Origin of the sequence: Hyalangium versicolor (assembly GCF_020103695.1) — a bacterium.
Taxonomy (GTDB): Bacteria; Myxococcota; Myxococcia; order Myxococcales; family Myxococcaceae; genus Hyalangium; species Hyalangium versicolor.
In genome coordinates this window covers 271,935-292,314 of the sequence record NZ_JAHXBF010000012.1, presented here as the reverse complement: position 1 = coordinate 292,314, position 20,380 = coordinate 271,935, and the positions used below count along the sequence as shown (strand labels likewise).

The window sequence follows — 20,380 nt, the reverse complement described above, 5'->3', positions numbered from 1 at the left end:
AGGAAACGGGCTCGGGTGGGGTGGGCCCCACCTCACCCGATGCCTAGATCTTCCCGTGGATCCGCGTGTTTTCGTTCTGCCAGGGGAAGCTGTACGTCATTCCCACGCCGAGCCACGTCCCGCCGGCGTTGAAGGGGCCCACGTCTTTGACATCGCCCGATGCGAAGAGGTACCGGAGCTCGAAGCAGAGGCCCCACTGCTTCGAGAGCTTCAGCGTCGCTCCACCCGTGAAGCCGAGCGCTTGTTGGCCGCGTTCCACGGACTGCCCTCCGTCGAAGTAGGACGCGGCGACGATGGGGCCGAAGAGGGCACCCACCGAGGGGATCACCACTCGATTGCCCAGCTCCAGCCGCTTCTGGAAGCGCAGTCCCACCAGCGCGCCAAAGGTGACGGCGTTCAGTCCCGGCTTGTTCGTCAGCTCCATCCGCTCGTAGGTGGTGAACAGGTCGATGCCCACCTCGATCAGCTCCGTGACCGAGTACGCGAACGTCCCCGTCAGCAGTGGGCCTCCGATGGCCCCCCGGGAGCGTTCCAGAGCCCGGTTGTCCCGCTTGAAGTAGTAGTTGTCATAGAAGGTGAAGTTGGGCGCATACCGCCATCCGCCGATGATCGAGACGCGGCTGGTGCCCTCGAGCCGCTTGGCGGCCTCTCGCTCATAGTCCTCATCGGAGTAGCCGTCGGGGATGGCGCCCTCGGTGTCGTCCTGGGCGGAGGCCATAGAGGTCATCAGGGTCACGAGCAGAGGAATCACGCGGCGCATGGGTTGATCCTTGCGCCCCGGGCTCGGCCAGAACAAGAGACGGTTCTTGGCAGTCCAACTGCCCAGAATTGTCACCGCTCTCGCACCGGCGGGAGGGGAGGGTGGCATCCGCGCGGCAGGTAGGTTATTCCCAGGTGGACGCGAGCGGTGTGGCGTCGCGGGTAGGGCACGGTCATGGATCTGGGCAAAGCGGGTTGGCTCTCCTCGATTCTCGAGGAGGCGGTGGCGGCACACGCAGGTGTGTCGACTCCCGCGGTGGCTCCTGGTCTGTCCGAGGACCGCGCTTCGGGCCGTGCGAGGGCCCGTGCCTACTTGCGCAAGACACTACGGGCCTCGGGGCTGCTGTACGGCACGCCCACGGAGGGCACGGCTGGGACTGAGGAGGAAGTGCCCACCGCGGAGACGAGCGGGGAGCGGGCTCGCGCGCCCGAGGAGCAGTTGTTCCTCGCGGTGGTTCGCACGCTGGCGCGAATGGCGTTGGACATCGCGCTGCTCACCGGGGCTCCGGACCGAGCGCGGCAGGATCAGCTCCTGTTCCTGTTCGCGGTGTTCACCGGGGAGGTGTCCCTGGCCGAGGACATCGACGCGAAGCTCCAGGGCGGGACGGCGGTGTCTCGGCGCTTGAGGGGCAAGGTGGAGTCGGCGCTGGCCCGGCGCGCCATCTCGCTGGCGGGTGATCCCGTCTACGGGCTGGTTCTCCACAACGGGGCGCTGTACGCGGACGCGCAGATGTTTGGTCGGCAGGCCATCGACTACTTCGCGCGGGGGAAGTTCCAGCGCGCGGAGGCACAGCGGCGCATCGACTTCGCGGCGAAGCAGAAGGCGCTGCTCGTGAAGGTGTTGGCGGGACTGGCCTGCGCGGATCGCGAGCCGAGCTACTCCACGCGCCGTGCCATTTTGCGTCAGGTGGAGGATCTGACGCTGCCGGATGCCATCGAGTCTGAGCTGAAGGCCGCGGTGAAGAAGTCCTTTGAGCACCGGCTCTCCGTGCGGACGATGGTGGCTGGCGTGCGCAGCAAGGACATGCAGCACTTCATCCTCGAGCAGACGCTGCTGGCTTCTTTGGTGGATGGGCAGCGGTCTCGGGGGGAGCGGGCCTTCATCCAGGATCTGGCTGACGCGCTGCATGTGCCAGGTGAGGAGCTGCACCGGTTGGAACTCGAGATGGCCGAGTTCTACGCGCACCACCGCTCGGTGGTGGACGTGTTCACGGTGTCCGCGGCTGCGGGTGTGATGGGCGAGGACTACGTCATCCGGATCCAGGAGGCGCTGGAGACGAACTTCCACCGGGTGATGCAGGAGGTGCGGGAGACGGGAGACCTGGCGGTGCTGCTGGCCAAGGCGGCTCGCGGCCAGGGCCTGACGCGGGATGAGCGCCGGAGGATGCGGGCGCAGCTCATCGATGTGGCCAAGGCCATTCCCGCGCTGGCGATCTTCGCCGCGCCGGGCGGGGTGTTGCTGCTGATCGCCTTGTCCAAGGTTCTGCCCTTCAGCCTGCTGCCGAGCGCGTTCCAGGACGAGCCCGAGCCTTCTCCCGAGCCCGAGCCAGAAGCTTCTGAGCGCCAGGTGGGTTGAGCGGCGAGGTTCTGGAGCTGAGTTCATGAAGGACGGCCCCATCCGGCGGTTCATCAAGAAGCTCGCGCTGCTTCGCTACAACTTTGATCTGGGCTTCACCCGGTGGGTTCTCCGCGCCCGAGGCGAGCCTCGCTACCGCCTCACGGGCTCGTGCAACGGCTGTGGCAAGTGCTGCGAGTCCCCGATGATTCCGGTGAGCACGCCCGTGTTCCGTCTGCGCTCGCTGCGCTGGCTCGCGCTGGCCTGGCACCGCGTCATCAACGGGTTCGAGTTCACGGGAGAAGATCGCAGGCAGAAGATCTTCATCTTCCGCTGCACGCATTACGACCCGGCGACCAAGCAATGCGACTCATATGACAGCCGCCCGGGCATGTGCCGGGACTACCCGCGCAACCTCCTCTATGCCGCGCTCCCGGAGTTCCTGCCGGAATGCGGCTATCAGGCCGTGTACAAGAAGGCCGAGGGGCTTCGGAAGTCATTGGAGCGCGCCAACCTCCCGCCCGAGAAGCTCAAGGAACTGCTCGAGAAGCTTCATCTCCAGGACAAGGAGTGAGGCAGGCGGTGCCCCTTCACGAATCCTGGGAAGAGGGAGTCGCTCGGGCACCGCGAGGCTGGGGCGTCGCAGCGCGTGGTGGCGGTTCGGGCCGCACGCGATAGGCGCCCGTCTTCGCATCCACGGACACCCGGGGCGGACGGTGGGACTCCTCGAACAGCCGCCAGCCCGGCTCCAGCCCCCGCCAGAACGCTACGAGCGAGGGAGTGGCGTAGGGCAGTTTCTCCAGCGCGGCCATCCCCTCCGCGTCGAGCCGACGCGGGAAGATGTGGATGGGCACCTCCCTCCCCATCTTCGCCCGCGAGTCCAGCGTCAGCACGTACAGCTCCTCGATGGGGTCGTCCTGGATGGCGATGCACCCGATGCTCACGCAGTCACCGTGCACCATGATGGCGCCCCCCAGCGGCCGACCGCCCAGGATGCGATCCGACTCGTTCGGGTAGCTCACCCGCATGGACAGGTGGAAGTCGCTCCAGGGGTTGAACAGGTCGATGGTGTAGAAGCCCTCGGGAACCTGCAGGTCTCCTTGCTGCCGCTTGGGCCCCAGCTCGCCTGACGCAGCGCAGAAAGGATACGTCTTCACCTTCACCAGGGGCTGACCTCTCGCTCCTGCCCACACCTCCAGCTCGCGCTCCTGCTTGAAGGCGCGCAGATAGAGTTCCCCCGGCGGGTACTGCAACCCCGCGGAGGCAAAGAGTTCCGAGAGCGCATGGGTTCGGTTTTGACGCGCGGCGGCAACCCGGTCCTCGGCGTGCGTCGTCAGCGCATAGGTCAGCAGCAGGCAGGTCAGTGCGGTTCTCACGGCAGCGTTGGACTCCGCATGTCCGCGGGATGTTCCTCCAGTTCTGAACACTTCCCGCCCGTCGGCCAGGCCCCTCGAACGACGGCCTACCATTCACGTCTCTCGCCTTCACTGCGCGCCCCTACCTCTTCCGGTGTGTTGCTCGCTATCGTGCGCAACTGCGTCCCCCGGAGCTCCCACTGCGGGGTTGGCGCGGCCTCCACACACACGAAAGGCAGGTCCTCAGATGTCGAAGGTCTATGAAGCCCCCAATCAGCCCGGCAGCAAGGTCCAGTTCGCCAGCCGCTATGGCAACTACATCGGGGGCGAGTTCGTTCCGCCCGTGCGCGGCCAGTACTTCGAGAACATCACCCCGGTGACGGGCAAGCCGTTCTGTGAGATTCCTCGCTCCAACCACGAGGACATCGAGAAGGCGCTCGACGCGGCCCACAAGGCCAAGACGGCCTGGGGCAAGACGTCCGTCACCGCCCGCGCGGACATCCTCAACAAGATCGCCGACCGGATGCAGGCGAACCTCGAGCAGCTCGCCGTCGCCGAGACGTGGGACAACGGCAAGCCCGTCCGCGAGACACTGGCGGCGGACCTGCCGCTGGCCATCGATCACTTTCGCTACTTCGCCGGTGTCATCCGCGCGCAGGAGGGCAGCCTCGCGGAGCTCGATGACAACACCGTCTCGTACCACTTCCACGAGCCGCTAGGCGTCGTCGGCCAGATCATCCCCTGGAACTTCCCGCTGCTCATGGCGGCGTGGAAGATGGCGCCGGCGCTGGCCGCGGGCAACTGCGTGGTGCTCAAGCCCGCCGAGCAGACTCCGGCCACCATCCTCAAGCTGATGGAGCTGGTAGGCGATCTGATTCCGCCCGGCGTGCTCAACGTGGTGAACGGCTTTGGCATCGAGGCCGGCAAGCCGCTGGCGAGCAACAAGCGCATTGCCAAGATTGCCTTCACCGGTGAGACGACGACGGGCCGCCTCATCATGCAATACGCCTCCGAGAACCTCATTCCGGTGACGCTGGAGCTGGGCGGCAAGTCGCCCAACATCTTCTTCGCGGACGTGTTCGACAAGAACGACGACTTCGCCGAGAAGGTGCTCGAGGGCTTCGCCATGTTCGCCCTCAACCAGGGCGAGGTGTGTACCTGCCCCTCGCGCGCGCTCGTGCAGGAGAAGTTCTACGAGGCCTTCATCCAGAAGGCCGTGGAGCGCACCAAGAAGATCGTCCAGGGCAACCCGCTGGATCCCCAGACGATGATCGGCGCGCAGGCGTCCAACGATCAGCTGGAGAAGATCCTCTCGTACATCGATATTGGCAAGAAGGAGGGCGCCAAGGTCCTCACCGGTGGTGGCCGCGCGAGCCTGCCCGGCGCGCTGGCCGAGGGCTACTACGTGGAGCCCACCATCTTCGAGGGCCACAACAAGATGCGCATCTTCCAGGAGGAGATCTTCGGCCCGGTGGTGTCGGTGGCGAAGTTCAAGGACCAGGCGGACGCGCTGGCCACCGCCAACGAGACGCTGTACGGCCTGGGCGCGGGCGTGTGGACGCGTGACACGAACACGGCGTACCGCATGGGCCGGGAGATCCAGGCGGGCCGCGTGTGGGTGAACTGCTACCACCTGTACCCGGCGCACGCGGCGTTCGGCGGCTACAAGCAGTCGGGCATCGGCCGCGAGACGCACAAGATGATGCTCAACCACTACCAGCAGACGAAGAACATGCTGGTGAGCTACGACCCGAAGCCGATGGGCTTCTTCTAGGCCGTAGAAAGGGAGGCACCATGAGCGTGAACCGAGTGACCGTCACTCCGAAGGCCGAGACCCTGCTGCGCAAGCTACAGGGGATTCATGGCCCGCTGCTCTTCCACCAGTCGGGAGGCTGCTGCGACGGCAGCGCGCCGATGTGCTTCCCGCGCGGCGACTTCAAGATTGGCCACGGGGATGTGTTCCTCGGGACGATCGTGGATACGCCGTTCTACATCTCCGGTCCGCAGTTCGAGTACTGGCAGCACACCCACCTCACGGTGGATGTGGTGCCGGGGCGGGGGAGCGGCTTCTCGGTGGAGGCTCCCGAGGGCGTTCGCTTCCTCATCCGCTCGCGCGTCTTCGATGACACGGAGTACCTCGCGTTGAAGGAGGCGGGTCCGCCGCCTCGCGGGCCGCAGCACTGAAGTCGCGGAGGGGGTGAGGGCTTCGGTTCTCACCCCCTCTGTTCAAGGGGTGAAGTCGAGCTCCCAGCCCTCTCCCCACCGCTGCCGGGCCAGCTCCAGGGTGCGGAGATTCTCGGGGACCTGATGGAGGAAGCGCGCGCGGGCCGAGGCATCCGGGATGTCGTTGGCGCGCATGCCCACGCACTGCACGGCCCGGCGGAGGGCTCGCTCTCCAGCGGCCGTGTCTCCCTGGACGAGGCAGGCCTCGGCCAGAGCCAGCCATGCGCCCACGGTTCCCGCTCCCAGGCCGCCAATCTGCTCCAGCACCTGCACACCTGCTTCCGCTGCGGCTCGTGCCTCCTCGGCTCGCCCCTGGGCCCGCAGCGTCGCTGACAGGAAGGTGCGCGCCAGGAGCTGGAAGGACAGGAACACGCCGAAGCGCTCGCACGCCTCGCGAGCATGGGACTCCGCCTGCGCCTGCCAGCCCTCGGCTCCCGTCACCCGTGCCAGCGCCAGGTGCGCGACGCCTTGATAGAGAAGGTCTCCCGTCGTCTCCAACAGGTGGCGTGCCCGATGGCGGGCCTCTTCCCGGTGCGTGGATTCAGGGCTGTTGGACAGGACCAACAGCAACTGCATCCGTGTGGCCGCTGCCGCGTATGTCTCGCCCCCTCGCTGGGTCGTCTCCACCGCGTCGCGGAGGATCTCGATGGCGCGAGCCCCTTCTCCGAGCGCCTCCACCGCGAGGCCCCAGATGGCCTGGGGCGCCGTCCGGTTGCGCTCCGAGTTCACTTCGCGGAAGGCTCGCACGCCTTCCTCGCCGGCGACACAGGCCTGCCAGGGGTGAGGTTGCAGGAAGTGGTGGGCATAGGCTCTCGCGCACCAGGTCCATCCCCTCGCGATGGGAGCCTGCGGAAGGATGTCCGTCCCCACCGAATCCAGGCGGCCCAGGACGATGAGGGCCTGGGCCCGCAGCCCGCCCCAGCTGTTGATGGCGGTCAGGAAGGCCGCCGTCTCGATATAGGAGGTGGCGGCCTGGGGCTCGGGAGTGGTGCCCAGCAGGAGCTGCGCCAGCCGGGCCAGATCCGCGTGGCGGCTGCTCTGGGCTCCCATGAGGATCATCGCACCCGTGACGCGGGCCCAGGGCGCGCTCCCTACCGGGAGCTGGGGCTGGACCTTGGTGCCCACGTTGAACCCGCGCTCGAAGTCCTCTCGCCAGAAGCAGATGAGCACCTCCAGGGCTCGCAGCTCCGCCAGGGGCGAGCCTGTGGGCTCACATTCGAGTGCGGCCTCCAGGCACCGCTGCGCGCCGGGCATGTCTTCCTGCTCGAAGAGCCGCTCGCCCGCACGGATGAAGAAGTGCACCGCCCGTTCCTTCTCCTGCCCGAGCTGGTAGTGCTCCGCCAACAGCCAGGGATCATGCTCTCCCGCGTGCTCCAGCCATGCTCCGGCCCGGCGATGTCCCAGAGGCTTGAGGTGGCCGGGCAGCAGGCTGTAGGCCGCGTCTCGCACCAGCGCGTGGCGGAAGCGGTACTCGGTCTCCCCCGGGAAGCGGCTGCCCGGTTGGGGCTGCACCATCTCCAGATCCTTCAGGCCCTGGAGTCCGCGCTCCATCTCCTGGGGAGACAGCACCTCTTCCAGGAGCGCCTTGATGCCACCGGTCCAGAAAGAGCGGCCGAAGATGCTGGCGGCCAGCAGCACGCGCCGAGGGATGGGCTCCATGCGCTGGAGGCGGGACTGGAGCATGGCGAGCACCGTGCCCGGTGTCTCCGAGCCGTGTCCCTCGGCCTCGTTGCGCATGAGCTCTTCCAGGAACAACGCGTTGCCGGCCGCCTGCTCCACCAGCCGGGCCACCACGGCCTCCTGCACCTGGGGGCCGAGCACCTCGTGGATCAACCGCGTGCAGGCCTTCTGGCTCAAGCCGCGCAGGGGCACTTCCTGGAGGTGCCGTGGCCAGAGTTCCGGGAAGAGCTCCTTGACCTCGGGGCGGGCCAGCGCCAGCACCATCAGGGGCTGCTCGCTCAGCTCTCGCAGCACCTCGTCCACCAGCTTCACGGTGAAGGTGTCGCTCCAGTGCAGGTCCTCGAGGATCAACAGCACCGGCCCCTGGGACAGCTCGGCGCGGAGGAAGGTGATCATCGCGCGTGTCACCTGGGCGCTCATCACCTGCGGATCCTCGCGGGCCGCGCGCAGTTTGGGGCTGTCCTCGAGGGGGAAGGACACGCCGCACAGCTCGCCCAGGAACTCGGCGGTGTCCTTCATCAGCTCGGGCGAGAGGTACCGGGACACGCGTCGCGCCAGCTTCTGGCGCCGGGACTCCAAGGGCTCTCCGTTCTGGATGCCGCACATCCGACGCACCGCTTCGCCCATCAGGCCATAGGCGGAGCCCGCGTTCATGGGATCGCCACGCCCGAGCATCACGAGCATGGGCGGGGCGCGGTGCTCCAGGCGGCGCAGGAACTCATGGCGCAGGCGGGATTTGCCGGTGCCGGGCGAGGCGATGACCAGCAGCGCGCGGGCGAACGTGTCCTCCAGGCAGGAGAAGAAGGCCATCTCCAGCACGGCCAGCTCCTGCTCGCGGCCCACACAGGGAGTGGGGCGGCCCAGCAGGCGGCGGGATTCGTCCGCGCCCAGGTGTTCTCCGAGCAGCCGGGTGGTTCCGGAGGTGGCCTTGTCGAGCAGGAAGCGGGGGCCCAGCAGCCCGGCCGTGGTGTCGTCCAGCACCACCAGGGCTGCTTCGTTGCGCTCCCGCTCCATCTTCCGGAGGAACTCACCCGCCCGGTCCATCACCTCGCCGACGGGCAGCGCTTCGCCCCGGAGCGTCAGGCCCGTGGCGAGGACCACGAGGCTATCGGGCCACTGTTCCTTGACGGTGAGGGCGCAGTGCGCGGCCAGAGCGGCCTGATCCGTGGCGGTGCCGCGCTCCAGGAGGAAGGTGGCCATCAGCGAGCCGTCCGCCAGCAGCGTGGCCTGCGCACCGTTCGCGCGGAGTTCCTGCAGCAGGGGGCCCTGGCGGCGGCGGGCATGCTTCGCATCGTCGGCGTTGAGCGTGGGATCGTCCGCGGCGGCCCCGTAAGGAGTGGCCAGCAGCACGCTCACCAGGTGCTGCTCGGCCTGGGTCAGGCTGATGGGGATCGGTGTCCGGGGCCGGCCCGGCGCGGGCACTTCAGCGGGAGCTTCCATCGCCTCCATCGCCCGTAGCAGGCTTGAGGCATCCGCGAGCCGCTGAGCGGGATCCTTGGCGAGCATCTGGTCCATCAGAGCCTGCAGCGAGGCAGGCAGCTCGGGCCGGAGCGTGCGCAGCCGCGCGGGCTCGGAGAAGAGGATCTTCGCCAGCACCGCGGCGATGTGGGGAGCCCGGAAGGGCGGCTGTCCCGTGAGGCACTCGTACAGCACGCAGCCCAGGGAGAAGATGTCCGCTCCGGGGGTGATGTCGTGGTGGCTCGAGGCCTGTTCCGGGGCCATGTACCCAGGCGTACCCAGGACCATGGAGCTGCCGGTGAGCGCCTGCGAGGCCGCCGCCAGCCGCGCCAGGCCGAAGTCCAACACCACCACATCCTCCACCTCGCCCCCGCGCAGGAAGAGATTGGACGGTTTGATGTCGCGGTGGACGATGCCCTGCGCATGCGCGGAGGCGAGCCCCTCGGCGCTGCGGCGCACCAACAGCAGTGCTTCAGAGAGGCTCAAGGGCTGGCGCGGCAGCCGGTGGGCCAGGTCCTCACCCTCCAGCCACTCCATGGCGAGAAAGGGTTGGCCCTCCTCGGTGACGCCATGGGCCACGTAGGAGACGATCCGGGGATGGCGCAGCTCCGAGAGGAGTTGGGCCTCGCGCGTGAAGCGCTGCGCCGTCTCGGAGTCGGTGGCCGCATTCAGCAGCTTGACGGCCACGGGATGCTCGCTCGTGATGTCCATGGCCCGATAGACGGAACCCATGCCCCCACGGCCCGCCAGCCGTTGGATCCTGAAGCGGTCCGCCAGGAGGGTGCCGGGGGCTGGCGTGCCGGACGTGGGAGGAGCGTGAGGCATCTGAAGGGGCGGGCTGGGATGCGCTACCTGGAGAGAGGTCCGTGAGGCGGCGGCATTCTACTGGAAGAGAGCCGCTCTCCGCGCGTGGGCCGGATATCTACCGGCCCCTCGCCCTGCCGCTTCCTTATCGGCGAGACTGCCCGGATGCTGGATCGTCCGCGCCTCGCGTCCTGGCTCATCCAACGCCTTCGCTCGGGAGTGTTGCGGAACCTGCGTGACGCCGGGCGTGAGCAGCAGTTGCTCTTGCTGGGAGATGCAGCGGTGGCTCCGCTCGTGGAGGAGCTCAGCGCTCGAGAGCCCCAGGTGCGCAACTGGGCCGCGGAGATGCTGTGCCGCGTGGGGAGCGCCGAAGCCGTGGCGGCGTTGCGTCCCCAGGTCTGGGCGTTCGAGCTCGAGACGCGCCTGCAAGTGGGCAAGGCCCTGGCCTCTGCCCGGGACGCACTGGCGGTGGAGGTGCTGGCGCCGATCGCGGGCTCCTCTCGGGCCCTGCCGTGGGTGCGGTATGAGGCGCTCCGGGCGTTGGGAGCGTTGGGAGATGCCCGGGCCCTTTCCGTGCTGCTCGATTGTTTCAGGCACGAGAACCTGAACCTCCGGATGGCGGCCACTGCTGCACTGCACAAGCTGGGGGCTCCGGCGGTGCCCGCGTTGATCGAGCTGGGCATGAGAGCCGAGGCGGACGCTCGGGCCACGGTGCTCCGGTGTCTGGCGAATATCGGTGATGGCCGGGCGGCGGAGTTTGCTGTCGAGCAGCTCAATGACCCGGATCGGGAGGTGCGTGCGGCCGCCGTCGGGTGCGTGGGGCGCTTCCGGCCACGGTACGCCAGCATCATGCTCGAGGTGCGGCTCTCGGATCCCGAGCCGGGTGTCCGCCGGGCCTTGTGTGAGGCGCTTGGCACTCTGGGCGAGAGAGACGCCGTCCCGCACCTGATTCAACGGTTGCAGGAGGATGTGGAGCCGAGCGTGAGGGCGGCGGCGGCCTGGGCCCTGGGCCGGTGCGGGGATGCGGATGCGGCCATCTCGCTCTTCCATGTGCTCCTGGCGACGGAGGACTGCTCGCTCCTGGAGGCGGTGCTCGTGAGCCTCGCCGAGATTGGCGACGCGCGCATTCTCGAACTGCTGGACCTGTTCGAGCCCCGGCAGGTGCCCGACCTCTCGCGCAAGGAGCGAACCCGGCTGCGGCGTAAGGCTGAGTACGCCGCGGGCCGGATTCGCGCCCGTTCGAAGTAGCGTAGCGTGAAGCACTCCATGGATTGAGGGAGCATCTGATGAGCACGCATCTGGCTTGGGCTTGGGTGTGCCTGGGACGGGGCGCTGGGGCGCTATGGCTGAGCGCGCTGCTGCTGATGGGCACAGGCTGCGCCACAGTGTCGGGGACACTTGATGCTGCGGATGCCTACCGCCAGCGTGTCCGGTATTGCGGACTCCCATCTGGACGAACTCTGGTAACGGAGGGCTGGCCCACAGAGGACTCCAGTGAGGAGGAGGTGTTGGCGCCGTTGCTGGCATGCGCCTCGGTGGAGGACTACCTGGCGTTGCAGCGCGATGTGGACATGGCGCGGGTGGTTGAGCGGCTGGGAGATTGGAGCGCGGTGAGGTTGGGAGCGCTGGGTCCACTCGTGGATGCTCGGGCCTCACGGGTGCTCACCCGAAAGAGGGCCGCCTTTCTGCTCGATGCCGTGCGGGATTCTGGCGCCTACGCACAGGTGTTCGCCCTTTTCATCATCCACACGGCTTATGACGACGAGTTGGACGAACTGTTGCGGTTGTTGGCTCGCGACAAGCAGCTGGGTCAGACATTGGGGCCCATGGAAGCGGTGCGCCGGGAGTTGGGTCGGCGTGGGCTGAAGCTCTCGGACTACCCGGAGCGGGGCGAGGTGCCTGGAGACGTGCTGCGAGGACTCGGGCAAGCCGCCGCGGATGCGCTTAACAGCAGCCCGTCGAGCGATGGAGCGCGCTACCAGCGGATGAGTGAGCAACTCCGGCAACTGCCCCCAGCCTATCAGCGGGCACAGGCATCGCTGGAACGAGAGCTGATGCGCGAGCACTACGCCCCTGGCCGCATGGCGCTGGGAGCCATCGATCAGCTGACCTTCGGCGTGCCTTTGGGTTTCTACCATCTGGCTGTTGGTACGGCGCACGGGTTGGGGGACCTCACACAGGGCCAGTACGAGCAGGCCACGAGAGAGCTGGCTCCGGCAGCGTTGTTGGTGGCGTTGTATGCCGGAGGCAAGGGCGCGCGGTACCTGGCGGAGACGAGAGGGGCGGGTGCACGGCTTTCATTGCCGGAACTTCGGTTGGAGACCCTGAGGCGGGTCGCGTGGCAGGTGACTGAGCGTCTGGGCGTGGACAGCCTGGCGGAGCTGTCTCGCTACATTCGAGCCAGCCGGGAAGCCGCCGTCTTCGTGGGCGCTGGTGGAGAGCCAGCCGCCGTGGCCTTGTATGAGGCGCGCGGCGATGTAGCTCGGGCGCAGGCGTGGTTGTCCGAGGCCCGCCCCGAGCGCGCGGGAGCCCCTGAGCCAAGGGTCACCCCGAGCGGAGCGGTGAGTGGGGTGGCGTCGCTGGTGGACGAGGCAGCCGGTTACAGCACGCAGGTGGTGGAAGCCAAGCTCCTGCAGGCGGAGCTGGAAGCTACGGGGCCGCGTCTGCCCGCGGACGTGACGCTGCTTCACAAGCTGCGCGCTACGCTCTCCACTCCACCTCCGGGAGTACCGGAAGGCTACGCGCTGTGGAATGAATACCTTACCTACCGGCAGCGCAGGCTTTCGGAGCTCGAGCGGGGTGCTGCCAGGGCAGGGCCGCTGAGATGGGAAGCGTATGAGTGGATGCGAGGAGCATTCGCTCGGGGGCTGGCTTTTGAGCGGTTCATGGTCGAGTTGCTGCGCGCGGATGCTCTCCTGCCGGTGACACAGCGCCAGTGGCTTCAGGGCTTCAACCTACCCCGCATCGAGGTGCATGTCGGTGTATCGAAGCCGGGGGTGCCCGGTATCCGCTACGCGGACGTGCTCATCATCGAGAAGCAGCCTCCTGTCGGCCAGTCTCCTCGAGTAGAGACCTTCAGCTTCAAGAGCCGTTACCTCGCGCCATTGGAACGCGACCCTCTGCGGGAACAGATAAGGGTGGATGCACGTGCTGCCCTGGATTACTACGGCGGCACACTCGAGATCTTGCGGCCCTCTCTCAAGGGCCGCGTGCAGGTCCAGAACGTCCGTCTTGTCTATCAGGGGGGCGAACTCTTGCCTGGGAACCCAAGGGAACTGGAGACTGCGGTGAACCAGGTGCAAGCAAGGCTTCCGGGAGTGGAGATCCTGTTCCGATGAAGTCGCTGACACTCCAAGACTCGAATGGGCAGGATGGTCTCGATCTCTATTGGGATGGCATCCTCGAACCGCAGATGGAGGTCGAGTTCGCGTTGGAGCCCTTTTTCCAGGCGCTTGAGACCCATGCCGGGGAATGGTTGCCAGACTTTGTGGAAGGCAAGCGGCGGCGTCGGTACATGCGCGCCGCTGTCTGGAAGGCTCTCGAGGAACGCCGTGATGAATACGGCTCAGGCTGCGGGCTCTACCATACGACAGAGCCCTTCCTGGACATGGCGCTCAGCTTCGGGCTCCAGCAGGTTCCCCGGAAGCTGAGTGTCAGCCTGGGCGTGAAGCCGCTCACCTTCTTTACGCAGGAAGAGCCCTGCCGCAAGCTCGTGGAGTTGGTGCGTGCCTGGTCTTCTCACTACCCAGTGCTCTATGCATCGGCCCACAGTGGAGCGGATGAGCAACTGGCAGACGCGCCCTATTACGGACGTGACAAGGCCATCGCTCGGCGTGATGGCTTCGACAAGATCTATGAGGTGTGCTGGCTGAACGTGTTTGGCCCTCGGCTGGTGGCTCAGGTGGGCCGAGATCGGATGCTGTCTACTCCAGCCCATCGTGTGGAGGAGTTGCCCAATGGCTCGGTGCTGTTGGTGACATGGCCCACCGCCGCGGATTTCACTCGCCAGGAAGCCCGTCAGGCCCAGGCTCGCGCTCTCGTTCACCTGCGCCCGGAACTCGACTACGACACGGTGCTGCGCGCCTTGCACGAGCGCAACGCGGCCTTCATCCCCGTGGACCAGCTCTTCCACCCGGACGTGGCGCCCCTGCTCACGCGCCTGCTGAACAAGGTCGGTATCAGCAAGCGCCAACGGAGGATCGCCGAGCTCAACGCCTACCAGCCTCCAGAGCCCGAGGAATGGCTCCCAGCGAACGCTGCCTTGCCCTCGGATGTGCCGGATACGAAGGCGGCGATCGAGCACTACTCGCTGCTGGCCGAGTACCTGGTGGCGCTCCTGCACACCGAGGTCCCCTCCGTCTTCGAGCAGACGCCCGAGTCCCTCACCGATGTGGACTTCCAGTTCTGGGTGGAGCGCTTTCCGGAAACCTTCGAGCGCCAGCACATCGACCAGAGGGCTGTACCGACGGTCGGGGCCTACCTGGGCCAGGTGCTGGTGCGCTACCTCGGCGGGCAGTGGATCCCTCGCAAGAAGCTGGAGGAGACCCAGGTGCGCGTCGGCCAACGCGTGTGGCTGCCGTTCGTCCGCGCCCACAAGTACATGCGCTCGTCCCAGTCCCTGTTGGACTTCTCCCTCACGCAGCTGTACCGCGTGGCCGAGCGGCACCGGGAGGGAAGCAACTCCGCTTCCTCTTCCAGCTCCTCTCACTGAGGCTAGTGATGGCCCTCGAGCGGGCCCTCACCATCCTTGAGGATGTTGTGGTCGCCGCGCTGATCGTGCTGCTCGAACGGGCCCTCGCCGTCATTGATGACGCCCGGTTTGTCCCCGATCTTGCCGTCACCGATATTCTTGTCCGTGCCCGAGCCGCCCCAGCCCTCGCGGAAGCCGTCCGCGGCCTCCTTGCCGGCTTCCTTCACGTCCTCGGTGGCCTTGCCGACCTCTTGGCCCACCTGGCGGGCGCTCTCGCGCACCTCGGCCTTGCCGCGCTCGGAGCAGCCCATGGCGAGCCCCGTCAGCCCCAGCAGGCCTGCCACAACGAAACCCTTCCATCCGTGCCGCGTCATGGTGCCTCCTCCTTCTCGAATCGTCCCCGGGGGAAGGTAGGCATCCATTCCCCAACGACAGGCCAGGGCAGGCGAGGAGGCGAGCGGCGGAGTTCCTACCCGCTCAGGCCCTTTCGAGCCGGAAGGCGAGCCTGCGCAGATCCTCGTTCACGTCCGCGAAGGTGCGGTTGCCCTTCTCGTCCGCGAGCTGGGCCTCGATCTTCGGCAGTGCCTCGCGAGCCTTCGCCGCCGACTCCTTCGAGTCTCCCACCATCCAGTCCAGTGCCTGGACGAGCGCGGCGCGTGTCTCCGGATCCTTCTCGGAGAGACGTCCCGCCATGGCCGCTGCATGCTGCGGATTGCCCGTACGGCCCAGCTCCAGCGCCGCCCGCTCGACGATCCGAGGCTCCTTGTCCCCCAGTTTCTGCGCCCAGCAGCCCGGGTCGGCGCTGCACGCCTTCGCCGCCTCCAGCACCTTGCCGTAGCGCAGGATCGTCTCCCCGCGCTTCAGCCCGAGCGCCTCCGGGTTGTCGCAGCCGTCGCCTCCGTACTCCTGGCACTCCTTGGCGGCCAACGCGGGCTCGCTCTGCGCCCACTTCGTGAACAGTGGTTGCTCCTGCGCGTTGCCCAGCATCGCCACGGCCCTCATTGCCACCTCGCGCGCGTACCAGTCTCCCTGGCCCGCCGCCTTCTCCAGCGCCGGCAGCGCGTCTCGCCCGCCCAGCAGCACCAGCGCGCGCACATATGCGGCCCGCACCATGGGATCCTCTTCGGAGGCCAGCGCCGCGATGGGACGCACTGCCGCCGTCGCCCGCATCCTCCCCAGGGCCTCCGCCGATTGCATCCGCACCAGCACCTGCACCTGGGCGTTCGAATCCGTGAACGACAACTGCTTGAGGAGCGACGCCTCCGCGCGCCGGTCCTTCAGATATCCCAGGATCTGCGCGCCCTTCATCGCGTAGCTGGCCGGATGGACGCCGTGCTGCTGCACCCAGGTCTTCAGCTCCGCGTCCCGGCCCTCCATCGCCGCCAGCAGCGCGTCCGCCGCGGGGGTGCCCACCTGGTACAGCGCCAGGGCGCTCTCCGCATAGTAGGAGGTGCCCGGGCGCTCCTTCGTCAGCATCCGCATCAGCATGGGCACGGCCTTCGCGTCCCCGATGCGGCCCAGTGCCTCGATGGCCTTCTTCTGGAGGAAGGTCTCGTTGTCATCACTCGACGCGATCTGCACCAGCGGCTCCACGGCCTGGGGCGCACGCAGCAGCCCCAGGGCCTGGACCGCCTCGACCCGGGTGTAGTTGTCCCGGTTGCGGAGCAGCCCCACGAGCGCGGGCGCCGCCTTCGGGTCTCCCAGCCGGCCCAGCACCGCCGCCAGCTCCTTGTTGGCCAGAGCCGTCTCCGAGTCCGCGGAGCTTGGATCCAGCGCGGCTTGCAGCGGCTCCAGGGAGGTGGGGCTCTTCAAATCTCCGATGGCCCGTGCCAGGGCGGCCTTCACCTCGGGCTTCTTCTCCGCCGCCAGCCTGGCGTGCAGCATGGGCAGGAAGCCCTCCTGCAGGTTGCCGGAGGTGCGCAGCGACTCCACCACCTGAATCCGCCCGTCCGCCCGCTTCGCTCCTGAGAGCCGTTTCTCCCAATACTCGGGCGTCTTCGGATCGCCTTTACACCCCGGGAGGACTGCGAGTACGAGCATGACGCTCAACGCGGCGAGACAGCGGGGCATGGGGCCTCCTGGGCTGCGGTCTGGCGGGTGGGTGGCTCCGTCGTACCCCCGCTTGAAAGAACGGGTCAAACCTGCCCGGTTGGTTGAGGTACGCTGGTCAACGACAATGTCCTCAGACACAGTCATTGGTTCACAGAAGCGCGTCTGGAAGCGTCGGACGTACCTCATCGATCGAGAGTTCCAGCTCAAGTACATCTTCATGCTGGCCTCCATCGGTGCCGGGAGCATTGCCCTGTTCGGTGGGCTCACGTGGTGGGCACACACCGCGGCGCTCGAAGCGGGCTCGGGCTCCGAGGGCTTCGCCGGCATGACCATCCTCTGGCTCACAGTGCTGGCGGTGGTGGGCACCTCCGTGGCGCTGGGCCTGTTCGGGCTCGTCTTCACCCACCGGGTGGCCGGGCCGGTGCACGTGATGAATCTCTACGTGGAGGCGCTGGCGGCCGGGCACTACCCGCGGCTGCGCCCGCTGCGCAAGTACGACGAGCTCAAGAAGTTCTTCGACCGCTTCAGCCACGCGGTGGAGCGCATCCGCGCGCGTGAGGCGGACGAGGCTCGGGCGCTCAGCCAGGCCCTGTCCGTCTTCCAACCGCTGGCCACCAGCGACGAGGCCCGCGCGGCGCTCAAGGTGCTCGAGGAGCTGCACTCGCGCAAGCGCGAGGCCGTGGACAAGCCTGTCAGCGGCAACCATCCCGTGGTCCCCACGCGCTGAGCCGCCCCCTTCTCAGGAGCTGAGAGGGGCTCTCGGCTTCGCGGGAACTGCCCAAGGGGCCGGTAGACCCGCTAAGGTCCCGGGGCCGTGGGGTCTCAGGAAGAGGATGATGACGAGAGGCGGCCCCGCACCGCCACGCTGCCGAACTTCCGGCTCGAGCCCCTGCGGGTGAAGCTGCTGGTGCTGTCCGGACCGGAGGCGGGCAAGAGCCACGCGCTCCCCATCGGATACCGCCGGATCGGCACGGATCGCTCGTGTGACATCGTCCTGAAGGATCGGACCGTGTCCCGGCAGCACCTGGTCCTGGAGGTGCGCGGAGACGGCGTGAAGGCCATCGACAAGGGCTCGCGCAATGGCTCGTTCTGCGAGGGCATGCGCTTCACCGAGTTGGAGGTGCGCCCGGGAGCCATCCTCAAGCTGGGGACCACGGAGTTGAAGCTCGTCCCGGAGGACTCCCTCGAGCGCGTCATCCCTTCCTCCGCGAGCCGCCAGTTCGGCGCGCTGGTGGGCCACAGCCGCAAGATGCGCGAGGCCTTCACCCTGCTGGAGCGTACGGCCAACGGGGAGGCGGACGTGCTCATCGAGGGCGAGACGGGCACGGGCAAGGAGCTGTGCGCCGAGGCCATCCATTCCCAGAGCCGGCGCGGCCGGAGCGGCCCGTTCATCATCGTGGATCTCGCGGGGATCTCCCCCTCGTTGATCGAGTCGGAGCTGTTTGGCCATGTGAAGGGGGCCTTCACGGGCGCGAACACGGATCGGGCTGGTGCCTTCGAGCGGGCGAGTGGGGGCGTTGTCTTCCTGGATGAGGTGGGAGAGCTTCCGCTCGAGGTGCAGCCGCGCCTGCTGAGAGCGCTGGAGCGCCGTCAGGTGAAGCGGGTGGGGGCCAACGAGTACCGCCAGGTGGACGTGCGGGTGGTGTCCGCCACGCACGTGAACCTGGAGCAGGCGGTGAAGGAGGGGCGCTTCCGCGAGGATCTGTTCCACCGGCTGGCGGTGCTGCGCGTGCAGTTGCCTCCGCTGCGCGAGCGTCAGGAGGACATTCCCCTGCTGGTGGACACGGTGCTGGAGCGGATGGGCAAGCCGCCCAGCGTCCTGTCCGAGCAGACGCGGGCCCTGCTGGCCCAGTACCCCTGGCCCGGCAACGTGCGCGAGCTGCGCAACGTGGTGGAGCGCGTGGTGAGCCTGGGCGAGGTGGCGCTGCCCGACATGCCCACGCAGCTCGAGATCCGGGCACATGCGCCTCGGGGCTCGCAGGAGAAGGAGCTGCCCTTCAAGGAAGCCAAGGAGCGGCTCATCGAGGGCTTCGAGCGCGATTACCTCAAGAGCCTGTTGGAGCGCTGCGGGGGCAACATCTCGCGAGCTTCCCGCGAGGCCGGCATCGCCCGGCTCTACGTCCGCAAGCTGATGAAGAAGCACGGCCTGCAGGGCGGCGATGACGCGCCTTGAAGTGCCGTCGAGCGCTCGGCCCCTGGTATCTCTCGCTGGTAACTGCGGTCCTCGGTGATGACTGCTGTTACCACGGATGGTTTCTGCTGGTCCGTTCGTAAGCGCTTGGAATCACAGTGAAATGCGCTCGCGAGGAAGAACACAGAAGCGTGGCACGTGAGCCGCAATGGGCAGGGGCAGCTGATTCACCCCCTGGAGAGAACGATGCGGATCCCCGATAGCCACCTGCCCCTGCCGTTTGCCCCGACCTCGATGGGAAAGACTGACGTGAAGCCCACGCTCGTCTCCGCCAAGAGCAACCTGGTGGCTTCGGCCAGCACTCCTGTGAAGAGCGATGGCTTCGAGAAGCGGGCCCTCTCGGGCAACACCGGCATCACGCCGCCCGCGCTCCCGGACGCCAGCTCGCTGGTGGCGCTGTGGGGACTGGATCAGGCCCAGGGTCCCATCACGGGTGACCAGATGGCCGCGGCCGTCGAGGCGGGCGTGGGCGATCTGGATGGCAAGGCGGCCTCGGAGGAGTTCCAGATGTTCTCCGACTGGGCCCAGCGCAATGAGTCGCGGCTCAGCCCCGAGGCGAAGCAGGTGATGGACGTCTACAAGAAGTACGCGGACGCGGCCCATCTGCTGGGGCAGGGCGGTCTGCCGCAGACGGCCTTCAAGAACATGGTCCAGGAGATGAAGAACATCCAGGACGTGAGCGCCAAGACCGCGCTGGCCGGGCTGGACAAGGCCGAGGGCCCCATCACCGGTGACCAGATGGCCGATGCCATCAGCAAGGGCATCTCCGACGCGGACGGGAAGGGCGCTTCGGACGAGTACAAGCAGTTCTCCGACTGGGCACAGAAGAACGAGAGCCGGCTGAGCCCCGAGGCCAAGGAGGTATTCGGCATCTACAAGAAGCACGCGGAGGCCGCACAGGCCAAGGGCCAGAGCGGCCTGCCTGACTCGGACTTCAAGAAGATGGTGAAGGAGATGGACGGAGTCCAGGATGTGAGCGCCAAGACCGCGCTGGCCGGGTTGGACAAGGCCCAGGGCCCCATCAACGGGGACCAGATGGCGGCGGCCATCCGCAAGGGCATCTCCGACGCGGACGGGAAGGGCGCCTCGGACGAATACAAGCAGTTCGCCGACTGGGCGCAGAAGAACGAGAAGCGCCTGAGCCCCGAGGCCAAGGAAGTGCTGGGCATCTACGAGAAGCACGCCAAGGCGGCGCAGGCCCACGGCCAGAGCGGCATCTCCGACAAGGACTACCGCCAGATGGTGAAGGAGATGAACGGGGTGCGCGACGCCAGCGCCACCAAGGCCCTGGCGGACCTCTCGCACGTGCGCGGCCACGTCTCCGGGCGGCAGATGCTCAACGCCATCCGCAAGGGCGTGGGTGACTTCGACGGCAAGTCCGCCACCGACGAGTTCAAGCAGTTCGCGGACTGGGCGAAGACGCACTCCAACAAGCTCTCTCCCGAGGCCAAGAAGGTCCTGGCCACCTACGAGAAGTACGCCAAGGCGGCCCAGGCCCACGGCGACAGCGGCATTGCCCTGAATGACTACCGCAAGATGCTGCGCGAGATGACCCACGAACTGCAGCCCCGGCCGATGCACCTGATGGCTCGCACCTTCGTGGCCTGAGCCCG

General features: G+C 67.4%; 15 protein-coding genes. 10 read left to right on the top strand and 5 right to left on the bottom strand.

What is annotated here, in order from left to right; genetic code table 11:
• Positions 1–43: 43 nt before the first annotated feature.
• Positions 44–760, bottom strand: coding sequence for a hypothetical protein (locus KY501_RS25550; protein ID WP_224366045.1), 717 nt, complete (start codon positions 758–760; stop codon positions 44–46).
• Positions 761–934: 174 nt separating this feature from the next.
• Here KY501_RS25550 and KY501_RS25545 point away from each other — a divergent pair, with 174 nt between their 5' ends.
• Both KY501_RS25545 and KY501_RS25540 read left to right on the top strand, forming a co-directional pair.
• On the top strand, positions 935–2,335 hold the full coding sequence (locus KY501_RS25545; protein ID WP_224366043.1) for an LETM1/MDM38 family protein: 1,401 nt from the start codon (positions 935–937) through the stop codon (positions 2,333–2,335).
• 25 nt (positions 2,336–2,360) lie between these two features.
• A complete protein-coding gene (locus KY501_RS25540) occupies positions 2,361–2,888 on the top strand; it encodes a YkgJ family cysteine cluster protein (protein ID WP_224366041.1) in 528 nt (175 codons plus the stop codon).
• Between the two features lie 16 nt (positions 2,889–2,904).
• Here the strand turns inward: KY501_RS25540 and KY501_RS25535 are convergent, their stop codons facing one another.
• Positions 2,905–3,690: a L,D-transpeptidase family protein gene (locus KY501_RS25535; protein WP_224366039.1), complete on the bottom strand. Its 786-nt coding sequence runs from the start codon at positions 3,688–3,690 to the stop codon at positions 2,905–2,907.
• Positions 3,691–3,916: 226 nt separating this feature from the next.
• Between KY501_RS25535 and adh the strand changes: the two genes are divergently transcribed.
• Positions 3,917–5,443: an aldehyde dehydrogenase gene (gene adh, locus KY501_RS25530; protein ID WP_224366037.1), complete on the top strand. Its 1,527-nt coding sequence runs from the start codon at positions 3,917–3,919 to the stop codon at positions 5,441–5,443.
• Between the two features lie 20 nt (positions 5,444–5,463).
• Positions 5,464–5,853 (top strand): DUF779 domain-containing protein, encoded by a 390-nt coding sequence (locus KY501_RS25525; protein WP_224366035.1) that lies wholly within the window; start codon positions 5,464–5,466, stop codon positions 5,851–5,853.
• A gap of 42 nt (positions 5,854–5,895) precedes the next feature.
• Here the strand turns inward: KY501_RS25525 and KY501_RS25520 are convergent, their stop codons facing one another.
• Positions 5,896–9,855 carry a serine/threonine-protein kinase gene (locus tag KY501_RS25520; protein ID WP_224366033.1) on the bottom strand — a complete coding sequence of 1,320 codons (3,960 nt, stop codon included), beginning with the start codon at positions 9,853–9,855 and terminating at the stop codon, positions 5,896–5,898.
• Positions 9,856–9,999: 144 nt separating this feature from the next.
• Here KY501_RS25520 and KY501_RS25515 point away from each other — a divergent pair, with 144 nt between their 5' ends.
• The 3 genes from KY501_RS25515 (at position 10,000) to KY501_RS25505 (ending at position 14,545) form a co-directional block, all read left to right on the top strand.
• Positions 10,000–11,082, top strand: a complete 1,083-nt coding sequence (locus KY501_RS25515) for a HEAT repeat domain-containing protein (protein WP_224366031.1) — start codon at positions 10,000–10,002, stop codon at positions 11,080–11,082.
• A 257-nt stretch (positions 11,083–11,339) separates the two neighbouring features.
• On the top strand, positions 11,340–13,172 hold the full coding sequence (locus KY501_RS25510) for a hypothetical protein (RefSeq protein ID WP_224366029.1): 1,833 nt from the start codon (positions 11,340–11,342) through the stop codon (positions 13,170–13,172).
• The gene (locus KY501_RS25505) at positions 13,169–14,545 is read left to right on the top strand and encodes a hypothetical protein (RefSeq protein ID WP_224366027.1); all 1,377 of its coding nucleotides are present in this window, start codon (positions 13,169–13,171) and stop codon (positions 14,543–14,545) included. Before KY501_RS25510 ends, KY501_RS25505 begins: the two co-directional genes overlap by 4 nt.
• 2 nt (positions 14,546–14,547) lie before the next feature.
• Here the strand turns inward: KY501_RS25505 and KY501_RS25500 are convergent, their stop codons facing one another.
• On the bottom strand, positions 14,548–14,898 hold the full coding sequence (locus KY501_RS25500) for a hypothetical protein (RefSeq protein ID WP_224366026.1): 351 nt from the start codon (positions 14,896–14,898) through the stop codon (positions 14,548–14,550).
• Positions 14,899–15,001: 103 nt separating this feature from the next.
• On the bottom strand, positions 15,002–16,594 hold the full coding sequence (locus KY501_RS25495) for a HEAT repeat domain-containing protein (protein ID WP_224366024.1): 1,593 nt from the start codon (positions 16,592–16,594) through the stop codon (positions 15,002–15,004).
• A 106-nt stretch (positions 16,595–16,700) separates the two neighbouring features.
• Between KY501_RS25495 and KY501_RS25490 the strand changes: the two genes are divergently transcribed.
• The 3 genes from KY501_RS25490 (at position 16,701) to KY501_RS25480 (ending at position 20,375) form a co-directional block, all read left to right on the top strand.
• Positions 16,701–17,303 carry a signal protein gene (locus tag KY501_RS25490; protein ID WP_224366021.1) on the top strand — a complete coding sequence of 201 codons (603 nt, stop codon included), beginning with the start codon at positions 16,701–16,703 and terminating at the stop codon, positions 17,301–17,303.
• 87 nt (positions 17,304–17,390) lie between these two features.
• On the top strand, positions 17,391–18,749 hold the full coding sequence (locus KY501_RS25485; protein WP_224366019.1) for a sigma 54-interacting transcriptional regulator: 1,359 nt from the start codon (positions 17,391–17,393) through the stop codon (positions 18,747–18,749).
• 204 nt (positions 18,750–18,953) lie between these two features.
• The gene (locus KY501_RS25480; protein WP_224366018.1) at positions 18,954–20,375 is read left to right on the top strand and encodes a hypothetical protein; all 1,422 of its coding nucleotides are present in this window, start codon (positions 18,954–18,956) and stop codon (positions 20,373–20,375) included.
• The last annotated feature ends 5 nt before the right edge of the window (positions 20,376–20,380 follow it).

Excerpts from the sequence above, each read along its gene's own strand:
- KY501_RS25550 (WP_224366045.1), bottom strand. The coding sequence starts at position 760 with ATGCGCCGCGTGATTCCTCTGCTCGTGACCCTGATGACCTCTATGGCC.
- KY501_RS25545 (WP_224366043.1), top strand. The coding sequence starts at position 935 with ATGGATCTGGGCAAAGCGGGTTGGCTCTCCTCGATTCTCGAGGAGGCG.
- KY501_RS25540 (WP_224366041.1), top strand. The coding sequence starts at position 2,361 with ATGAAGGACGGCCCCATCCGGCGGTTCATCAAGAAGCTCGCGCTGCTT.
- adh (WP_224366037.1), top strand. The coding sequence starts at position 3,917 with ATGTCGAAGGTCTATGAAGCCCCCAATCAGCCCGGCAGCAAGGTCCAG.
- KY501_RS25525 (WP_224366035.1), top strand. The coding sequence starts at position 5,464 with ATGAGCGTGAACCGAGTGACCGTCACTCCGAAGGCCGAGACCCTGCTG.
- KY501_RS25520 (WP_224366033.1), bottom strand. The coding sequence starts at position 9,855 with ATGCCTCACGCTCCTCCCACGTCCGGCACGCCAGCCCCCGGCACCCTC.
- KY501_RS25515 (WP_224366031.1), top strand. The coding sequence starts at position 10,000 with ATGCTGGATCGTCCGCGCCTCGCGTCCTGGCTCATCCAACGCCTTCGC.
- KY501_RS25505 (WP_224366027.1), top strand. The coding sequence starts at position 13,169 with ATGAAGTCGCTGACACTCCAAGACTCGAATGGGCAGGATGGTCTCGAT.
- KY501_RS25500 (WP_224366026.1), bottom strand. The coding sequence starts at position 14,898 with ATGACGCGGCACGGATGGAAGGGTTTCGTTGTGGCAGGCCTGCTGGGG.
- KY501_RS25495 (WP_224366024.1), bottom strand. The coding sequence starts at position 16,594 with ATGCCCCGCTGTCTCGCCGCGTTGAGCGTCATGCTCGTACTCGCAGTC.
- KY501_RS25490 (WP_224366021.1), top strand. The coding sequence starts at position 16,701 with ATGTCCTCAGACACAGTCATTGGTTCACAGAAGCGCGTCTGGAAGCGT.
- KY501_RS25480 (WP_224366018.1), top strand. The coding sequence starts at position 18,954 with ATGCGGATCCCCGATAGCCACCTGCCCCTGCCGTTTGCCCCGACCTCG.